Raw genomic sequence first — 16690 nt, 5'->3', positions numbered from 1 at the left:
TAACCGTTTCTCAGCACATTGCATTCGAGCGTCGCCGGTTCCGTTGGGACAAGGCGACAAGCCATCTGAGCGATGCGCTGAGGCGTTTTTGGAGTCATCAATATCCCCACGGAGGTTGGTGTTGAGGAACGAGCCCCCAACAGTCTCAAAGCCTCTATTTCGTTGGGTGTCCTGACGTCAACCGCCAACCTATTACCTTAGCTTTCTCAGGTAATTTCTGGTTTAGAACTCTCTTAAGCACCCAAATGCTATTGGGTGCACAAGTCTAGCTGACTAAAGCTATCAGGCCTGACGCAATTGAATCCGGTGGCCCTTCAAACCCCAAATAGGAAGAAGCCGGATTCAACGTCCCAAAATTGGGAATGCAGGGGCACATGCGTAAGACCCAGCTATATTTTCACAGCAAATTACCAAGCAAACCCTTAACTCTGAGACATAAGGCAGAAACCAGGTTTCTGTTTCTTGTACGCTTATTGAGGAGTTACTGCGGAACGGGTATGACCAGGCGGGTACTGTTTCTAAGTAATGGACATGGTGAAGATCTCAACGCTAGCCTGGTGCTCAAAGCCTTGTGCCGAATTGACCCAGAGATTGAGGTAGCGGCAATGCCCATTGTTGGCAAAGGCAACGCCTACAAAAGGTTGGGAGTCAAAATTGTTGGCCCGACGCGGCAATTGCCGTCCGGCGGGTTCAACTACATCAATTTTGGTCGCTTCCTAAATCCAGTGAACTGGTGGCGAGACACAAATCCCGTTAGTCTTCTAAAAGACCTCCTGTCAGGGCTAATCAGCTTGACCTGGAGACAATTTCAGGCCGTACAGCGATACAGCCCCAGCTGTGACCTACTGTTTGCCTGTGGTGACATTGTGCCAATCTTGTTTGCAAGGTTAACGGGTCGTCCCTTTGTCGTGTTCCTCGTTAGTACCTCCAGCTATTACGAGGGCATGGTCAAGCTTCCTTGGCTAGCGCAATGGGGCATGAAATCGCCGCAGTGTTTGGGCGTTCTGACCCGCGATCGCTACACCGCCAAAGATCTTATCAATCGAGGGTTTACCCGGACTCAGTTTCTGGGCTATCCCATCATGGATGTCTTGGCACCAACTGGAAAAAAGCTCGATATCCCGTTTCAAGCACCACTCATTGCTCTCCTGCCAGGTAGTCGCTTACCAGAAGCTCAGGTCAACTTCTCCCTGATGCTGGAACTGTGCCAAGCGATCGCCCCATTAAGACCAGCCCACTTCCATGCAGCTTTAGTGCCGAGCTTCACTCGCGATCACCTCAAAACCTTAGCCGAAACAGATGCCTGGGACGCCAGCGAAGTCGGCATGCTCAAAAAGCGAAACATCATCGTTTATTATCACTACGATGCGTTTGCGGACATTCTACATCAGTGCAATTTGGTCATCGGGATGGCAGGGACCGCTGTCGAGCAAGCAGTCGGCCTAGGCAAGCCCATCGTTCAAATTCCGGGACCTGGTCCTCAGTTCACCTATCTCTTCGCTGAGGCTCAGATGCGGCTTTTAGGAAAGTCAGTGATCACGGTAGGTACTCGTCCTGCCAATAGCAAAACCCTTCTGTCTGCAGCTCGCAAAATCGATCAGATTCTCGACGATGCTGACTATTTAGACCTTTGCAAGGTGAATGGACGAGAACGAGTGGGCGAACCCGGCGGCTCAGACGCGATCGCTCACAAAATCCTAGAAGCCTTAGATAATATCTCGAAAGAAGCCTCTATTGTGTAGGCAGTTTCGTTAGCATCTAAATGTGGTGTATTGGAGGGCTCAATGCTGGCATCGTCTCGCATGTCCCGTCAGGGCGAAATTATTGAGGTTGTATTCCGCAACGGTTGGGACTACATGCGGCGTCTGCTGAGTGGGGGTAAAGCTGATGAGCCTGAAATTCCAACACCTGAAGTCCTGCGCAACATCCTGACTGAACTAGGCCCCGTTTACGTCAAATTTGGACAGCTGCTGAGTACTCGCCCTGATTTGCTGCCACCCCGATACATTGAGGCACTCAGCAGCTTACAGTCAACAGTCTTGCCTGTTCCGGCTAGTCAGATGGAGGTGTTCATCCGCCAGAACTTGCCGCGTCCCCCAGAAGAGTTATTTGAGTCAATTGAATATTCAGCGATCGCAGCCGGTTCTATTGGGCAGACCCATCGCGCCGTTCTCAAGGGGGGGCGTCAGGTCGCCATTAAGGTACAGCGTCCTGGCATCGAAAACCTCGTTGAGCGGGACATGGCGCTGATTCGAGATGTAGCTCGGCTCATGTCAGCGACTCAGTTTGGTCAGCGATATAACGTTGTAGAGCTAGCGTATGAGTTTAGCGAAGCTATCCGGGCTGAGCTGGATTTTGGCACTGAGGCCGAATATACCGACTTGCTACGGCGTAATCTGCATAGCAGTCCTTGGTTCGACTCCAACCAGATTGTTGTCCCCGAAATTATTTGGGAATTGACCAACTCTAAGATCATGGTGATGGAATGGCTGGATGGTGCGCCTATCCTCACTACGCCTGTCGCCAAAGACACTTCCGAAAAAGCTGAGCGCAAGCGACAACAGATTACAACGCTGCTCTTTCGGACTTTCTTCAAGCAATATTTTGTTGATGGCTTTTTCCACGCTGACCCTCATCCAGGCAACCTTTTCTTTCTAAGGGACGGTCGCATCGCTATTTTAGACTGCGGCATGATGGGGCGTCTTGACCCACGCACTCGGGCCACGATGACGGAAATGGTGTTAGCGATCGCCAGCTCTGATGCTCAACGCTGTACTCAACTCACCCTGAAACTGACCGAGCCGCTACAGCCAACCGACCTCTCAAAACTGGAGAGTGACTTCACACGTTTGATGGGACGCTATTACGGTCTTAGTTTGGAACAGGTGAATACCGCAGAGATGTTTGGTGAAGTGCTAGAAGCCGGTACTCGCAATCACTTGCGCTGGCCTGCGAACGTAGGACTATTCACCAAGTCCCTCGCCAATCTAGAAGGCGCTGCCCGTCAATTCAACCCTCAGGTGAATTTGCTCTCCGAAGTGCGCCCGCTGATGGCAGATCTGCTACGGCAGCAGATAGCCGGCGATGATCTAGCTCAGTCCCTGCTACGGACAGGGCTTGAATTCCGTAACCTCTCTCTAGAATCACCCCGTCAATTTGCCTTCCTCTTGGATCGCCTCAGCTCAGAAACCCTGAAGTGGAATGTCAGTCTCAGCGGTTTAGAAGGACTCCGTCGTAGCATTGACGATGCCGCTAATCGTCGCGCCTACAGTACGGTCGTTGCTTCGTTGATTGTAGGCGCCGCGATCGTGTCTACCAATCAACAAAGCTCTCAGGGCATTATTCTCAGCAATATCCTGTTCGCCGCAGCAACGTTTTTAGGATTATGGCTAGTGGTGAGTATTTTGCGATCAGGTCGGCTAAAGTAGCGAAGTTGTAAATCGCTAAGGACAGCTACAGTCAATCGGTAGGAAATTAAAGACGCTGGAATTCTGTCTGGGCAGGAATTTGATCATCCTAGCCTTATCAGTGGCGCAGAGCGGTATTGTTCGAGGCATACCCACACCCGCATTTCTCCAAGTCTGCGCATCTAAGGAGCTAGAAGTGGAATCCTGACATGAGGCCAATGGGAGCAGGCAGCATCTCACCCCGAAAATCAAGGAGCTGTACCAAAAGCAAATATCCGATCGCCAGCAGCAAAGATAGCGCTCCAGTAACAATCGCAACAACTTTAGAACGGTTCATAGCGGTGCAGTTTCCGGTAACCTGAATACAATTTGGAGGAGCCATTCGCCGCGGCTAATCCTATCGCGGTTGAAAATGCTCCTGTTCAGCACTAGCGTGACATAAAATCCTATCGCAATGAGTGCCTCACTTCCTAGCTTTGTCGATGCTCCAGAACAGCCAGCTGCGCCAGCCGTTGTCCAGACGCACAATCTTACAAAAACTTACCGCACTGGATTTTGGCTCAATCAGCGAGTCACTTCCTTGCGGCAATGCAGTCTGACAGTACAGCCTGGTGAGACGTTTGGCCTACTGGGTCCGAACGGTGCTGGGAAAACGACTCTACTCAAGATCCTATTAGGCATTGTCCGCCCGACTAGCGGTCGAGCAACGGTGTTGGGGCAGCCTATCGGCGATCGCACTCTCAAGCATCGCATTGGCTACTTACCCGAAAACGCCTACTTCTATGACTATTTGACAGGCACCGAGTTGCTGAAGTACACGGCTGGTATTTTTGGGCTTTCACATCAAGAGCAGCGACAGCGAATTGCCGCTCTACTGGACATGGTTGGTCTTGACGCCAAAGCAATTCATAAAAAGCCGTTGAAGAAGTACTCCAAGGGAATGCTCCAGCGAGTGGGATTAGCCCAGGCACTCATCAACGACCCTGAGGTTGTTTTTTTGGATGAGCCCATGTCAGGGCTGGATCCGACGGGGCGATTTCGCGTCAGGGAGGTGATTGTAGCGCTTAAAGAGCGGGGAAAAACCATCTTCTTCAACAGCCACGTTTTGTCGGATGTGGAGACCATTTGCGATCGCGTAGCCCTGTTAGATCAAGGAGATTTGCTCTGTACCGGAACGCTAGATGAACTATTAGGCACCTCTGCCAGCTATCGAGTTGCGGGTCGGGGTGGCAACCTTGAGGTGCTTCAGAAATGGCTGTCAGGACTCCAGTTTGAGCACGGTCTTTGGCATGGAATGCTCAATGGTGAGCCTTATGATTTTCTATCAAGCCTCCGAGGTATGGGAGGCAAAGTAGTTCGCCTACAATTAGCCCGCCCGACACTAGAAGAATTTTTTCTAGAGCAAATAAATCAGCGGCATTGAGGGAGTTTCCGTCACCGAAACTCCGTGAAAACACCGACATAATGCAATTATGAATAGGTTAATTTTTCTTTGACGTGTACTGATTGTTTTGCTAAAAGATATGGGTAGGCTTTACTTACGACACCTTTACAAAAGGTTGCTTTTTGTAAGAGGTTAACGATTATCCATCAGGACTATAGATTGCGCCTGTTGTAGCTAACGATAAGTTTGCTGCACAGCATTAACTACAGGAAGTTGCATAAAGCGAGTCAATCAGGCATTTTTTTTCGCTGGTTAGCTAGTATGGGGCTGCCAGACGTTTTGCTTTGATTTTGCGAAAGCCTGCTATCGTTTCGTCGCTCTGACTTGCTATTAGGGTGAGCCACTATGTCTTCAGATCGTCACTATTCTCGAAAATCAAACTCCCGGCAGCCGTTAAAGCGGTTTATGCAGAGCCTCTTAAGGCTTCTGTTCCGTCTTACGGGACGGCGCACGCCTCAAGCCGGATTTGTTTTTCCCACAACGTTGCTACTAGTACTGATGGTGCTGCTCACCGTTAGTGCTCTGACCTACCGCACCTTCACTCGCAGCACTCAGGTAATTGGTCAGCGCGAGCAACAAGTGATTTACAACTCAGCTACCCCTGCCATTGACCGCGCCAAAGCAAAACTAGAGTTCCTGTTTCGAGAAGACGATCGCTATCCCACGGCTACACCCAACAGCGACTTTCTAGCCAATATGATGCTGCCGGAGACCGACCGTCTTCCAGGTGGTGTTGTCACCGGCGAAACCTTACAGCCACTAGCAGGCATTACTGATGCCTACACATTACCTGACGAAACTCGCCTTGACCTCAACGGGGATGGAAAGCGAGACAACGCATGGAGTTTCAAGACCGATATTAACGGTGATGGCACCGCTGAAGATGAGGAAATCGCTGTTTACTCTATTTTAGTAGACCATCAGGCTCCTGATCCCAGCGGCGGGTCTGACATTGATGTACAGGCTCAAGTTACTAATGAGAAGGCTCAAGCCCTGGTAACTCGCACCGGCCCTTTAGCAACTACTCTGGCAGGGAGCGAATGCCCTAATGCTGCTGCGGTTGACCTGGAAGGAGGGTGGACAGAAGCTCAAGGCAATATTCAAAAGAATTTTCAGGTTAATGTATTTGTCGCTAACTCTAACCCTGCTAATCAAGCCTTTGAAACCCTAGAGTTTCAGCAGTCTAGAATTGCTTCCAGAGCAAACAAATGGGGCGCTTGGTTCCGGTATGACCTAGGTATTTTTCCAGGTGCCGACTTCAAATGGAATGGGGCAATGCACACCGACGGCAGCCTCATTGTTGCTCGGGAAATCACGTCTTACATGGTGACGTCTCACAATTCCTGTATTTACACGGAAGATGCTTCAGAAATTACTTTAGGCGAAGTCACAGCGGATGCAAACGCGGGCATTGAAGCCTTTCAAGGGCAGGCAATCAAGGGTCAGTTAAAGGACAACAACTTCTCAGGCGGCAACGTCGAGTTTCACCTTTTCGATGGTCGGGGCCAGGAACCTATATTGGGGACTTTTCTGACAGAAGGTAATCACTCCATTGCAGGGGCCGGAAGACCTGCGGACGTTGCGATGAATCCGATTGCTCTGTTTTTAGAAGATAAAACAGAGCACATCAACCCAGATAACTGGAATCGACGCGATGGTTGGGATGACTCAGATTTCGTGCAGCAGAAGCGCATCCGAAATGACGAGACGGCTCGACCCTATGTAGACGACTTTTTCAGGGCAGACAATCGCTGGGGGCCTAAGCCTCGCTATGACAGTCGCGATCTCAATGTCTCTTTGGATAGAGGAACCGTTGATCCAGCCGACGACAATACTGTGGGTCAAAATATTGATCCTGCTACGTACGCCAAATTGATAAACGCAGAGGATGGGCTAGACGGATATTGGGAACGACAGGCTGTTCGGAGCGGTCTGCGCCTAATCGTTGGAGAACGGTTTGAGCTGGGCAATACCAACGGTTGGGGATATGACCCGAGTGACGGCACCGCGACGGGACCTGCGGTTGGTGATCCACTCTATCCCCCCCAAGCTCAGAAAACTACTCTGACTGCTAATACTCAGATCAGCGGCGATCACCAATATCGCCAGCACAAAGCGCTGAGAGACAATTTGGCGGCGGTTCAAAGTATGGCGGTATACCACTACGATCTGGGCGGTGATTTTCCAGCGGCGTGTATGGCGCTGACCGCTCATCCGGGTACGGAGGCAGCTATCATCAACAGCCGTAAGTTCCGGAGTTGGGATGATTACACAGAGCCAGCAATCGGAGCCAATGCGCCCCTGCGAACCGACTTTTTGACAGGTAACGGAACCAACGGATGGGAGTTCCAGTACCCAGATACGTTTGACACTGGTGCTGAATTTGCCGGTGCAATAGCCAGCGGCCAACCTTTGGGCACAGCCTTAAGAAACTTAGTCCGCTTCGCGGGTGATCCAAACGGCGGCGCACCGTCTTTTCCACCTGTTCAGGATGCGAACATTCACCCCTATCCGCTAATGAGTATGTGGGGAGATTTTTCAATAGCTCGCCGCATCGTTGATGAGCAACTTGATGGGACTCCAGCAGTTGCCTACAGTGCTCTCAGTCCTGCGGATCAGTCAACTCTTCATACGGCGGCCTGCACGCTCAGCATGTTGGCTTATAACTTGAATGCTTTAGAAGCGATTAAAGAGCAGGTTTATGAAACTGCCACTTTAGAGAAGTTGGGCGAAACTATCTACGAACTGGTAGACGGCGTCTACGATGACACTACTGAAGTCGTCAATGGCATAAGCATTAAGATTAATCCCGAAATCGCAGTCATCGTGGGTGAGGAGCCCGAGTACGAAGGCGAATACGGAAATACTTACACCATCACTATTGGAGACCGGGACGGAGATGGCAACATTGGAGACCCTGGAGATCTAATTGACCTCAACACCAACCAAGTTAGAAACAATGGAGTGAACGGTGTTGATCCGACTTACTATCAAAACAATATTTTCACATCCGAAGAGCTTCTTCTGGCAGCTCTAGTAGAGCTTAACGGAGGCAATTTTGGTAATGATATTCCGCTTGCCAGCATCAACTACGCCAGCACGTTATCTGAGGCACTTCAGGCGCGGCGCGATCGCATCTGGGGCTTTAAAGACGGGGGTTTAGTACCGCTTTCAACCGAAACAGCAATTAACGACTATGGGTGGGATCCCAACGTTAATAACGTCGCCACCATTGGAACGGCTTCTCACAAGCTCTACTGCGACCCTGACGTGTTTTCAGCAGTACCCACCGGTGCCGTTGATCGCGCTAACAAGAAAATTGGGCTAGCAATGGCCCTCTGTAGTGACCTTCCCAAATATCCTGCACTGTATTACGTGTTCCCTTACTCTGCCCACGAGCAAGATGGGGAAAGCGATACCGGAGCTAGTTTGAACGCTTCAACCGATCTAACGTTTGAACCGGCTGTTACGGTCAATCACGATCAATCGGCTGAGGAATACGGTGGGGACACTTACATTACTACGACCAACGGCAGCACAGAGATCTATGGGGTTGTTGACCCCAGCGCTATTGCCGGAGAGCCAGGGCTTACTACGCCTGCGAGTTGGGTCATTCCAGCAACGGCGGCATCGGCGAGCACAGAACTGACTGATCCCAATGCTACGGATCAAGCCTTTAGGATCCAGATTGGTGCTGACACTGCTTCTGATGTTGCTTTCCTAGATAAAGGCATGTTCAATGGGCGAGAGCAGCTTGCGATTCGCGTATTGGATATTGATATCGATGCCCTGACAACTCAAACTGTCCCTGGTGGAACTAACGGTGACTTTTGGCTCACTGCAAAACCAGACGATCCGGCGATTGATACTGATTTTGCGACTGAGGGAATTGTTTATGCCTTCCGCGAAGATGCCGTTCGAGAAGATGAAATTGTACGGCCTGCAAATGCTGGAGCCGCGAACTGTGATGGCAAAGCAGGAGGTAACCCAGTCAGATTCAATATCGAGACCGTTAATGCCTGCAAGATGATTGTTCGTCCAGGCGGTGGGACCCCAGTCGTACAAGATCCTCCTTTGCAGAAGAACGACGTTAGCATCAAGCCTGTTGATTTTCTACCCGATCCAGATCGTCGTCCTCACGGATTCCGCTTTAAGACAGCAAGCGGTGACCCGGCTGATTTCCGAGGTGATACTGTATCGAGTCGTGATTTTGGTATGACCTTCGTGACCGACAATGCTGCTTACATTCAGGGAGACTTCAACCTGCACAGCACTGATGGAACAAGGGCTAACTTTGTCGAAGAATTCACGGATACTCTGCAAAACAGACCTAACTTCAACCCGGGTAACTTCTACAACGATAGAGAAGCCGATGAACTTAATCTAGAAACCTTTGCAGATCCTAATGTCGACCATTGGAGACCAGTTGAAATTCTAGCGGACGCACTGTCTATTCTTTCTCTGGGGTACGAAGATGGTGACATTGACGATGCTTTTCAAGGGAATAACTCAACGGACTCTTCCTATGCTGCGCTAAACCGTCCAAGAAATAACGGGCCTTGGCTACGAGAAGACCCTGGTGTTGATACGTCGCCAATCTGGGTTGACCGCAATGGAACTTTCTATATCAAGCCCAACAACCAGCCTGCCAATGAGTACTACGATGTTCTCACCAACGATAACCAGTTCATTTCTATGGAGGAGAATGGCGATCGCTGGAATAACATCAACGACGCAACGCCAACCTACGTCAATGCTGTCTTTGTCAGCGGCATCGTGCCTGAGCGCCCCAATCAGAGCTATGGCGGTCTTCACAACTATCCTCGCTTCTTGGAGGACTGGTCAGGACAAGAGCTATTTATCTCGGGTTCTTTCATTCAGCTCAGCTTTTCAACCAGCGCTACCGGTCCATTTGACCAAGACGCTTGGGAGCCTGATGATGCGACCATACCTGGTGATGTTGGCGAATACTATTACCACTATCAACCGCCTAATCGTCGATGGGGTTTCGACGTCGGTTTGCTATACGTGCCACCGGCCCCTGCCGCTCGTCGTTTCAATCAAATTGGACAAGAGCGCAGTGAATACTATCGCGAAGTACCTTCCGATGACCCTTACACCGAGAATCTGAAGTGTGCGACTGATAATGGCACGAAGGTTTTCCCTCAGTTCTGTCCCCAATAATGAAACAAACCTTGTCAGCATCTAATGGAGGGAAAACCTAATGAGCAGTAGATCACAACTACAATCCTTGTTCCAAAAGCTGCTTCGAGGGCATGGCTGTGCCGCTCCTGATTCAAGCAGCGAGTCTGGTTTGACTCTTGTTGAATGCATTATCGCGCTTGTAGTGATTGGCGTGACTGGGGCCGCGATCGCCCCTATGATGCTAGTTTCAGTTGCCACTCGTGTGCAAAGCCAAAAAACGGAACAGGCTATTGAGCTGGCTCAAAGCGAAGTAGATCGAGTTCGAGTCCAATTTGAAACCAGAGAGCTGACTGATTTACCCGCGATCGTGACTGCGGCAGACGACAAGGCCTTCAACCACCCTGCCCCAGCAGCACTTGCTGATACTCAAGAGGTTGATGTCGACAAAGATGGACGGTTAGACTTTGCGGTTCAAAGCTTCTTAGTTGAAAAGCCAGGAATTGCTGACAACTACGAAATAGGCGTTCGGGTTTATGACCATAATGCAGTTGCTAATAACGCAGCTGCGCTTTCCAAAGAGGGAACGGCTCGGGCAGGCATCACGGATTCCCGAGGCGATCGCCTGGAAAAGCCTTTGGCTGTCCTGTACACCGATGTCTCGATTACTGAAGAGGAAAACTCCCTTTGTAATCTAATTGACTATACTGACCCCGGTACCACACCTGTCGTTAAGCCTCCATCTTGTCCCTAGTTCTCCGTCTTCTCACTCAACTGCGGTGCACACCTATGACACCAACGCTCTCGACCAAATTTAAATATAGACTGCTTGCGGCTCGTCGATGGAGTCAGCAGGGTTTCACGCTGCTTGAGCTGTTGATTGCAGTATTCATTGGCAGTATTATCACCAGCGGACTCCTCTTCTTGGTGATCGAGCTGATGACGGTCAATAGTCGTGAGGAGAGTTTGACGCAAACGCAACAGGACATGAGGCGGGCAATTGATTTTGTGAGTCGCGACGTTGGTGAAGCTGTTTTCGTTTACAGTGATTTGACGGATGTTCTTAGCGAATTAGATGATGATGACGTTGGTGAGTTAGTTGGAGCGACTCCAGTTTTGGGTTTTTGGCGACTTGATCCGCTCACTGACGATCAAGTTGATGATGTGACCAGCTATTGTAATAGTCAATCTGATGGTACTCCTGAGAAAGATGAGTGTAGTACTCTTCTTGTAAGGCAAAACTATTACACACTAGTCATATATTTTCAACAAGACAATGACGGCACTGATATTTGGGAAGGTCCCTCCAGAGTTATTCGTTATGAACTGCCCAAGTATCAAAGTATTACCTCATCAGCATTAACTCAGAGAGACGGTTACGCCGACCCAACTCTATCACTTCCAACAGGAAATGGCTTTAACTCTTTTGCCGATTGGACAGCAGCCTCTTCAAGCACAGACGGTATTACCGCAGTTCTGACTGATTTTGTGGATGAAGTCCCCGATCAAACAACTGCTTGTCCCACAGCAAATTACGCACGTACGCCTGCAGACACTGATAGTTTCTACGTTTGTGTCTCTCGCCCTTCTGGTACTCCAGGTAATGATCCAAGTGATAACAAGTCTGTCATTGTGTATCTCCAAGGCAACGCTTCGAAAAATCCTGACGATCCCGATAGGGTAGTAGGGCTGAGTGAAGCTAGCAGCTTGCCCAAATTAGAGTCTCAAGTATTGATTCGGGGCGTCATTCAAGACGATCCAGACGATCCAACTGCTCCCCCCTAAGCTTTTTGTAACCTTCAGCGCGTTGGCTTCTCTATCATCAAAAGAACTATGAAACCTCTTGTCCCCCAAAAACGAACGTCGTTGGCTGGATACACCTTAGTCGAATTGCTTGTTGTCGTGATAATCGTAGCGGTTTTAGCGGCGATCGCGGCTCCTAGCTGGTTGCGATACATGAACAGTCAGCGTATCGGTGCGGTTAGAAGTGACTTGGTACAGGTGATTAGGCAAGCTCAGCAAGATGCTATTCAACGCAGACAAAGAGTCAAAGTTACGATTAATACCGCATCAGACCTACCGTCTGTCAATGTAGACAGAACTGTTGATACCGATGTCCTTACGGCTGGGGACGGCAGAGACATTGCCCTTGCCCCAAGCGATGGCATTAGACCCGGCATGATCATTATTGAACCTCCTGAACAAGGCGGTTCCGAGGAGAGCATTATTTTCGATTACCAAGGCATGGTCAGAGAACAAGCAAACCTTCCCTATGTCATCGATATTACAGTAGACGGTTCTAACCGAAAGCAGTGCGTTATTGTTTCCAACATTATCGGTTCGATCAAAAGTGCTCGTGATGGTGAATGTCCTTAACGTGTCTTGACCCTTGATGCACTCTGAATCGTTGATTGATATTGATTTACGGTCAGCAGTAGAAGAAGAATTCAATTCTATTAACGTAAATAGCTGATAGTTTTATCCCGCTAGGCTTGTGCACTAAACACCATCGTGTGCTTGGCCTATAGCGCAATAGCTTGCCGTCTTGTCCTAACGGAATGGGCGATCGCGACACCAGCCATACCCACGAACAAAGCCTTGTTTCCAGTTGGAAACAAGGCTTTCAAAGATCACTAGATTAGCTGTGCCTAAAGAGAGAATCTGAGGTTAGTCAAACAAGCACTTTTCGATTCAGACAGCCCAAAGACGTCATATAGCTTTAATGCTAATACTTCGCTAGATTAATCCCCGCTTCGCGAGCCATGGCGTCAATTCCTTTCTTTTCGAGGGTCTTAATTGCTTTAGTAGACAAGCGTAGCTTCACGTAACGCTTGCCTTGAGGCCACCACACACGCTTCGATTGCAGATTAGCCTCTTGCAACCGCTTAGTACGACGGTGAGAGTGGGAGATTGAAAAGGCGTTGTTGGCCTTTTTTCCCGTGAGATCACAATGACGAGCCATCGGCTTCTCCAAGTACTTGAATTATCCACGAATAACCATCATAAGCTATATCACCAGGGGCATGTCAATGCGTCAAAGATATCCTCATTGACAAAGGAATAGAGATAGATCCATCCTTGGCCCAGGTTGAGTTTGAGTGCTTTCAATTGTCCAGATAGCGGGCACAACAGTTTATGAGTTCGAGCGACATAAAGCTGTTTTTAGGAATTCCTTTCCGTTGTTACTCAATAGCGATCAAGAGGGTGTGATTGCTATCGAGTAACGCCTTGGTCGATCGCGCTCACCAACTGCAACCGTTGTGACCGCTGCCATAGTCTCAGCAAACGCTGCTCTAGGCAAAGGTCCAGTTCAGTCAAAAAGATACCTATCTCTTGATTGGGCTCTTCAGTCAACCAAACGCCTGAAAGCGTAATTTCTAACCAGTCTTGATCGCACCAAGCCCAGTCTAGTGATTGAAATTGCTCCCAACCCTTCTGGTTGATGAGCGCAGCAGGAAATGGGATGCTCGCTTTCGTCGGCTGGATAGAAACAGCCCGTCGAGCATGAACATACATACGGACGCGATCGCTCAGTAAGAGGTCTAACGGTTCGACACAATATTCCAGGCAGATTCCTGTGTCGGCATAGGTCACTTTCAACATGGAGACACCAAAAGTTAAAAACACAAAGCGGATCCAAGGTTGGTGCAAAATGGCAACCCTTTAGCAGTCTGAAAACAACACTCCAAAGCGGTTCATAACGGAGAACCCCGGATTGGGATGTTTTCATCGCTAACGGCGGCGATCGCCCAACTCCCGGTTTGACAAAACACGGTCGGGTAAAGACGATTGCTCGACTCAGTATTGGCTGCGGCTGTTCTCGAAAAGCGCTCTGTTCGCTGCTTCGATGAACGAAAAACCGCTGGGTTAAAGGGTGACGTTTAGCCCTGCTGTAATTGCCAATGGATAACTGGCAAATGCCAATAACGTAGTCGATGCGGATATGGCAGCCCAGCAGCCATTCGTTTACCCGCTGTCAGAAGGCGATAACTAGAAGCCGTCAGCCCATAGGCTGGATCAAGCAAGCCGGTAAATCGCCGCATCGACACGCCAATCATGCCAACCAGCCCATCAATCGAGCATCCGGTAGCGATATCGCCAACGTTGCGAGTTTGGATGCGGAAGAATTGATCGAGTTGATTAAGCATGGCACCTGTCTCCATGTAGAGCATTCGACAAAGAATGCTTGGGCACGGTTGCGTTCTAGTGTCAATACTACACTCGTATTACAAAAGTGTCCAGAATTTTCCCAAAAAGAAATGAAGGAGTGTATCAGCGCAGAAACAGGAGGAGTAAGCCAGTGATTTGCGGGGTCTATTACTCCACAACACTGGCTTCAATACCCAACTATTTCATCACATTACGGGTGCCGCCTGCATAGCAACTGCTCGACTTGAGGGTTCCTGAAAGTCAAGGTCGGGACCCACTGGCACAATCCCGGTTGGATTGATAGTGCTATGGCTCTGATAGTAGTGGCCTTTGATGTGGTCAAAATGAACTGTATCGGCAATCTTAGGCATTTGATACAGTTCGCGTACGTAGCTCCAAAGATTGGGATAGTCCACAATACGCTTGCGGTTGCATTTGAAATGGCTGTAGTAGACGGCATCAAACCGAACAAGTGTCGTGAATAAACGCCAGTCAGCTTCCGTCAAGCGATCGCCACACAAATAACGATACGTGTCGAACCGATATTCCAGCCAGTCTAGGGTTTCAAACAGAGGCTCAACGGCCTCTTCATAAGCGTCCTGAGCCGTAGCGAATCCAGCCTTATAAACGCCATTGTTGACAGTGCGATAAATGCGATCGTTGATGTCATGAATCTCGTCGCGCAGGTCTTCAGGATAGTAGTCTCCTGGAATTGCGCCTAACTCATCAAACGCGGTGTTGAACATGCGGATAATTTCAGCCGACTCGTTGCTGACAATGATGTTGGTCTGCTTATCCCACAGCACAGGAACCGTAACCCGTCCGGTGTAGTCCGATTTTGCTTGGGTGTAAATCTCGCGTAGGTAGTCGGCTTGCATTAAAGGATCTGGAATGACGCCCTCACCCTCTTTAAACGTCCAACCGTTCTCTCCCATGAACCAGTGCACAACGGAGATGTCGATCATGCTCTCCAGTCCCTTGAGTGCTCGAAAAATCAGCGTGCGGTGCGCCCAAGGACAGGCATAGGAAACGTAGAGATGATAGCGCCCTGGTTCTGCTTTAAAGCCTTTCTGACCATCGGGACCAGGACTACCATCTGCCGTCAGCCAGCTGCGAAAGCTAGATTCTTCGCGCTTGAAGCGTCCTCCCGTACTGTCTGTGTCATACCAGCGATCGCGCCATTCTCCATCCACTAGCAATCCCATCAGATCTCTCCCTTAGCAAGACATTTCGACTATTAAAACCGTAACGATTCGGATTTTTCCGTGCATCTGTCGGTGGTGCTGAACAAAAACTAGTCATAAATAGAGCCGTAGCGACTGGGCGGCCAGTAGATTGTTTGAACTTTGCCGACAATGTTTTCTTCAGGCAGAAATCCCCACAGATGACTGTCGTAAGCATTGTTGCGGTTATCGCCCAGGACCATATAAGCTCCATCTGGAATGGTAACCGCTTCGAACGTATACTCTGGCGATTCTTTAATATAGGGTTCTGATAAAGGAACCTCGTCAATCAAAACCGTTCCATCTTTGACGGCTAAGGTTTCACCTGGTAATCCAACCACACGAAAGATAATCCAATCCCAACTGCTTGAGCCAATAGTGAGACTAGGAGGAGGCTCGAAAACAACAATATCGCCTCGTTCAGGCTTCCGAGTGTTGTAGAAGTCCTGAGAGGCGAGTATGCGATCGTCAGCCTCTAGAGTCGGCTCCATGGAACTCGACACCACATAGAATGCTTTAGGATTTCCGCCCGGAACACAGCCGTAGCTAAGAGCGATTGACACAGCTGCCAGAACAATGCTTAATTGCCTGCCAGCATGAGATAGAGCAGCATTTTGACGTCTGTTGATTCGATATCTATTAACGAATACCATCTCAAAAAACTCTGACTCAATCCGTCAACTGTGACGTATATCCTTGCAAAGTGCCTACCAAGATTTGCAAAAGTATGCTCAGATCAGTGGGTACCCGATACAGTGTCAAGTCCTGAGTAACCTGTCTTGCAGACCGTTCGTACCGACTAAACTGCCAAATCGTTCCCGTCGAAACGGCACCGATGAAGGTAGGCTGCTCCGTCTCTACCCATGAATCGAGCGCAATGAATTCCACCGCTAGCTGCACAAACCCCCGTTCCAGATCCTCGTTTTTCGCTTCAATGACCAGCAGAGTGTTTTCAGCTTGCAAGAAATAATCGAGCGACCCTTTCAGTAAGTTGCTCACGGCAACGGGATATTCCACATTCAAGGTTGCCTTCGTATAGTGCAGCACCTCCATCAGAACGGGAGCAATTAAAAACTCCCGCCGAGCCATTTCACTGGTGAGACTCAGGCGTGGCAGGCTTTCCTCGATACGACTTTGCAGGTCTGCCGTTCGATCTAACGGCTGAGAATGTTCAGGAAATTGCAAAAACTGCTTCTTCAAAGTCACTTGGAAGTGGCTCAGAATATCGCTGGGAGCATAGTTAAGCCGAAAATAGTCTGCAAATGTATAGGACTGATTCGGCTGAATGATTGGGAGTTTAGGCATGGGCAACAGTCTCCCAGCAG

At 49.5% G+C, this 16690-nt stretch carries 14 protein-coding genes; 7 read left to right on the top strand and 7 right to left on the bottom strand.

Translation table 11 applies throughout. From position 1 onward, the window contains the following. The first annotated feature begins 497 nt into the window (after positions 1-497). Both PN498_RS17340 and PN498_RS17335 read left to right on the top strand, forming a co-directional pair. Positions 498-1742: a lipid-A-disaccharide synthase-related protein gene (locus PN498_RS17340; RefSeq protein ID WP_272064288.1), complete on the top strand. Its 1245-nt coding sequence runs from the start codon at positions 498-500 to the stop codon at positions 1740-1742. A gap of 42 nt (positions 1743-1784) precedes the next feature. Next, positions 1785-3428 carry an ABC1 kinase family protein gene (locus PN498_RS17335; protein WP_272064286.1) on the top strand — a complete coding sequence of 548 codons (1644 nt, stop codon included), beginning with the start codon at positions 1785-1787 and terminating at the stop codon, positions 3426-3428. A gap of 169 nt (positions 3429-3597) precedes the next feature. Here PN498_RS17335 and PN498_RS17330 read toward each other — a convergent pair whose 3' ends face one another. Continuing rightward, positions 3598-3744: a hypothetical protein gene (locus tag PN498_RS17330; RefSeq protein ID WP_272064285.1), complete on the bottom strand. Its 147-nt coding sequence runs from the start codon at positions 3742-3744 to the stop codon at positions 3598-3600. 117 nt (positions 3745-3861) lie between these two features. Here PN498_RS17330 and PN498_RS17325 point away from each other — a divergent pair, with 117 nt between their 5' ends. From PN498_RS17325 to PN498_RS17305, 5 genes are all read left to right on the top strand, one after another. After that, positions 3862-4830, top strand: coding sequence for an ABC transporter ATP-binding protein (locus PN498_RS17325; protein WP_272064284.1), 969 nt, complete (start codon positions 3862-3864; stop codon positions 4828-4830). A gap of 366 nt (positions 4831-5196) precedes the next feature. Next, complete coding sequence (gene hpsA / locus PN498_RS17320; protein ID WP_272064283.1) at positions 5197-10035, top strand: hormogonium polysaccharide biosynthesis protein HpsA; 4839 nt, start codon at positions 5197-5199, stop codon at positions 10033-10035. Between the two features lie 40 nt (positions 10036-10075). Continuing rightward, the gene (locus tag PN498_RS17315; protein ID WP_272064282.1) at positions 10076-10747 is read left to right on the top strand and encodes a prepilin-type N-terminal cleavage/methylation domain-containing protein; all 672 of its coding nucleotides are present in this window, start codon (positions 10076-10078) and stop codon (positions 10745-10747) included. A 35-nt stretch (positions 10748-10782) separates the two neighbouring features. Next, entirely contained in the window at positions 10783-11778 is a 996-nt protein-coding gene (locus PN498_RS17310) for a PilW family protein (protein WP_272064281.1), read from the top strand. A 48-nt stretch (positions 11779-11826) separates the two neighbouring features. After that, on the top strand, positions 11827-12369 hold the full coding sequence (locus PN498_RS17305) for a prepilin-type N-terminal cleavage/methylation domain-containing protein (RefSeq protein WP_272064279.1): 543 nt from the start codon (positions 11827-11829) through the stop codon (positions 12367-12369). Positions 12370-12718: 349 nt separating this feature from the next. Here the strand turns inward: PN498_RS17305 and rpmB are convergent, their stop codons facing one another. From rpmB to PN498_RS17275, 6 genes are all read right to left on the bottom strand, one after another. Continuing rightward, positions 12719-12955 (bottom strand): 50S ribosomal protein L28, encoded by a 237-nt coding sequence (rpmB, locus tag PN498_RS17300; protein WP_272064277.1) that lies wholly within the window; start codon positions 12953-12955, stop codon positions 12719-12721. A gap of 251 nt (positions 12956-13206) precedes the next feature. Continuing rightward, entirely contained in the window at positions 13207-13620 is a 414-nt protein-coding gene (locus tag PN498_RS17295; RefSeq protein ID WP_272064275.1) for an alr0857 family protein, read from the bottom strand. A gap of 254 nt (positions 13621-13874) precedes the next feature. Continuing rightward, positions 13875-14141 carry a hypothetical protein gene (locus PN498_RS17290; RefSeq protein ID WP_272064274.1) on the bottom strand — a complete coding sequence of 89 codons (267 nt, stop codon included), beginning with the start codon at positions 14139-14141 and terminating at the stop codon, positions 13875-13877. A 207-nt stretch (positions 14142-14348) separates the two neighbouring features. Further along, a complete protein-coding gene (locus PN498_RS17285) occupies positions 14349-15347 on the bottom strand; it encodes a glutathione S-transferase family protein (protein ID WP_272064272.1) in 999 nt (332 codons plus the stop codon). Between the two features lie 89 nt (positions 15348-15436). Further along, complete coding sequence (lepB, locus tag PN498_RS17280) at positions 15437-15928, bottom strand: signal peptidase I (protein ID WP_272064270.1); 492 nt, start codon at positions 15926-15928, stop codon at positions 15437-15439. A gap of 106 nt (positions 15929-16034) precedes the next feature. Continuing rightward, positions 16035-16670 carry a hypothetical protein gene (locus PN498_RS17275; protein WP_272064269.1) on the bottom strand — a complete coding sequence of 212 codons (636 nt, stop codon included), beginning with the start codon at positions 16668-16670 and terminating at the stop codon, positions 16035-16037. Between the last annotated feature and the right edge of the window lie 20 nt (positions 16671-16690).

The sequence above is a fragment of the Oscillatoria sp. CS-180 genome (assembly GCF_028330965.1).
Lineage (GTDB): Bacteria > Cyanobacteriota > Cyanobacteriia > Phormidesmidales > Phormidesmidaceae > Halomicronema.
The sequence above is the reverse complement of the archived record's forward strand: the minus strand, read 5'-3'. Positions and strand labels throughout refer to the sequence as shown.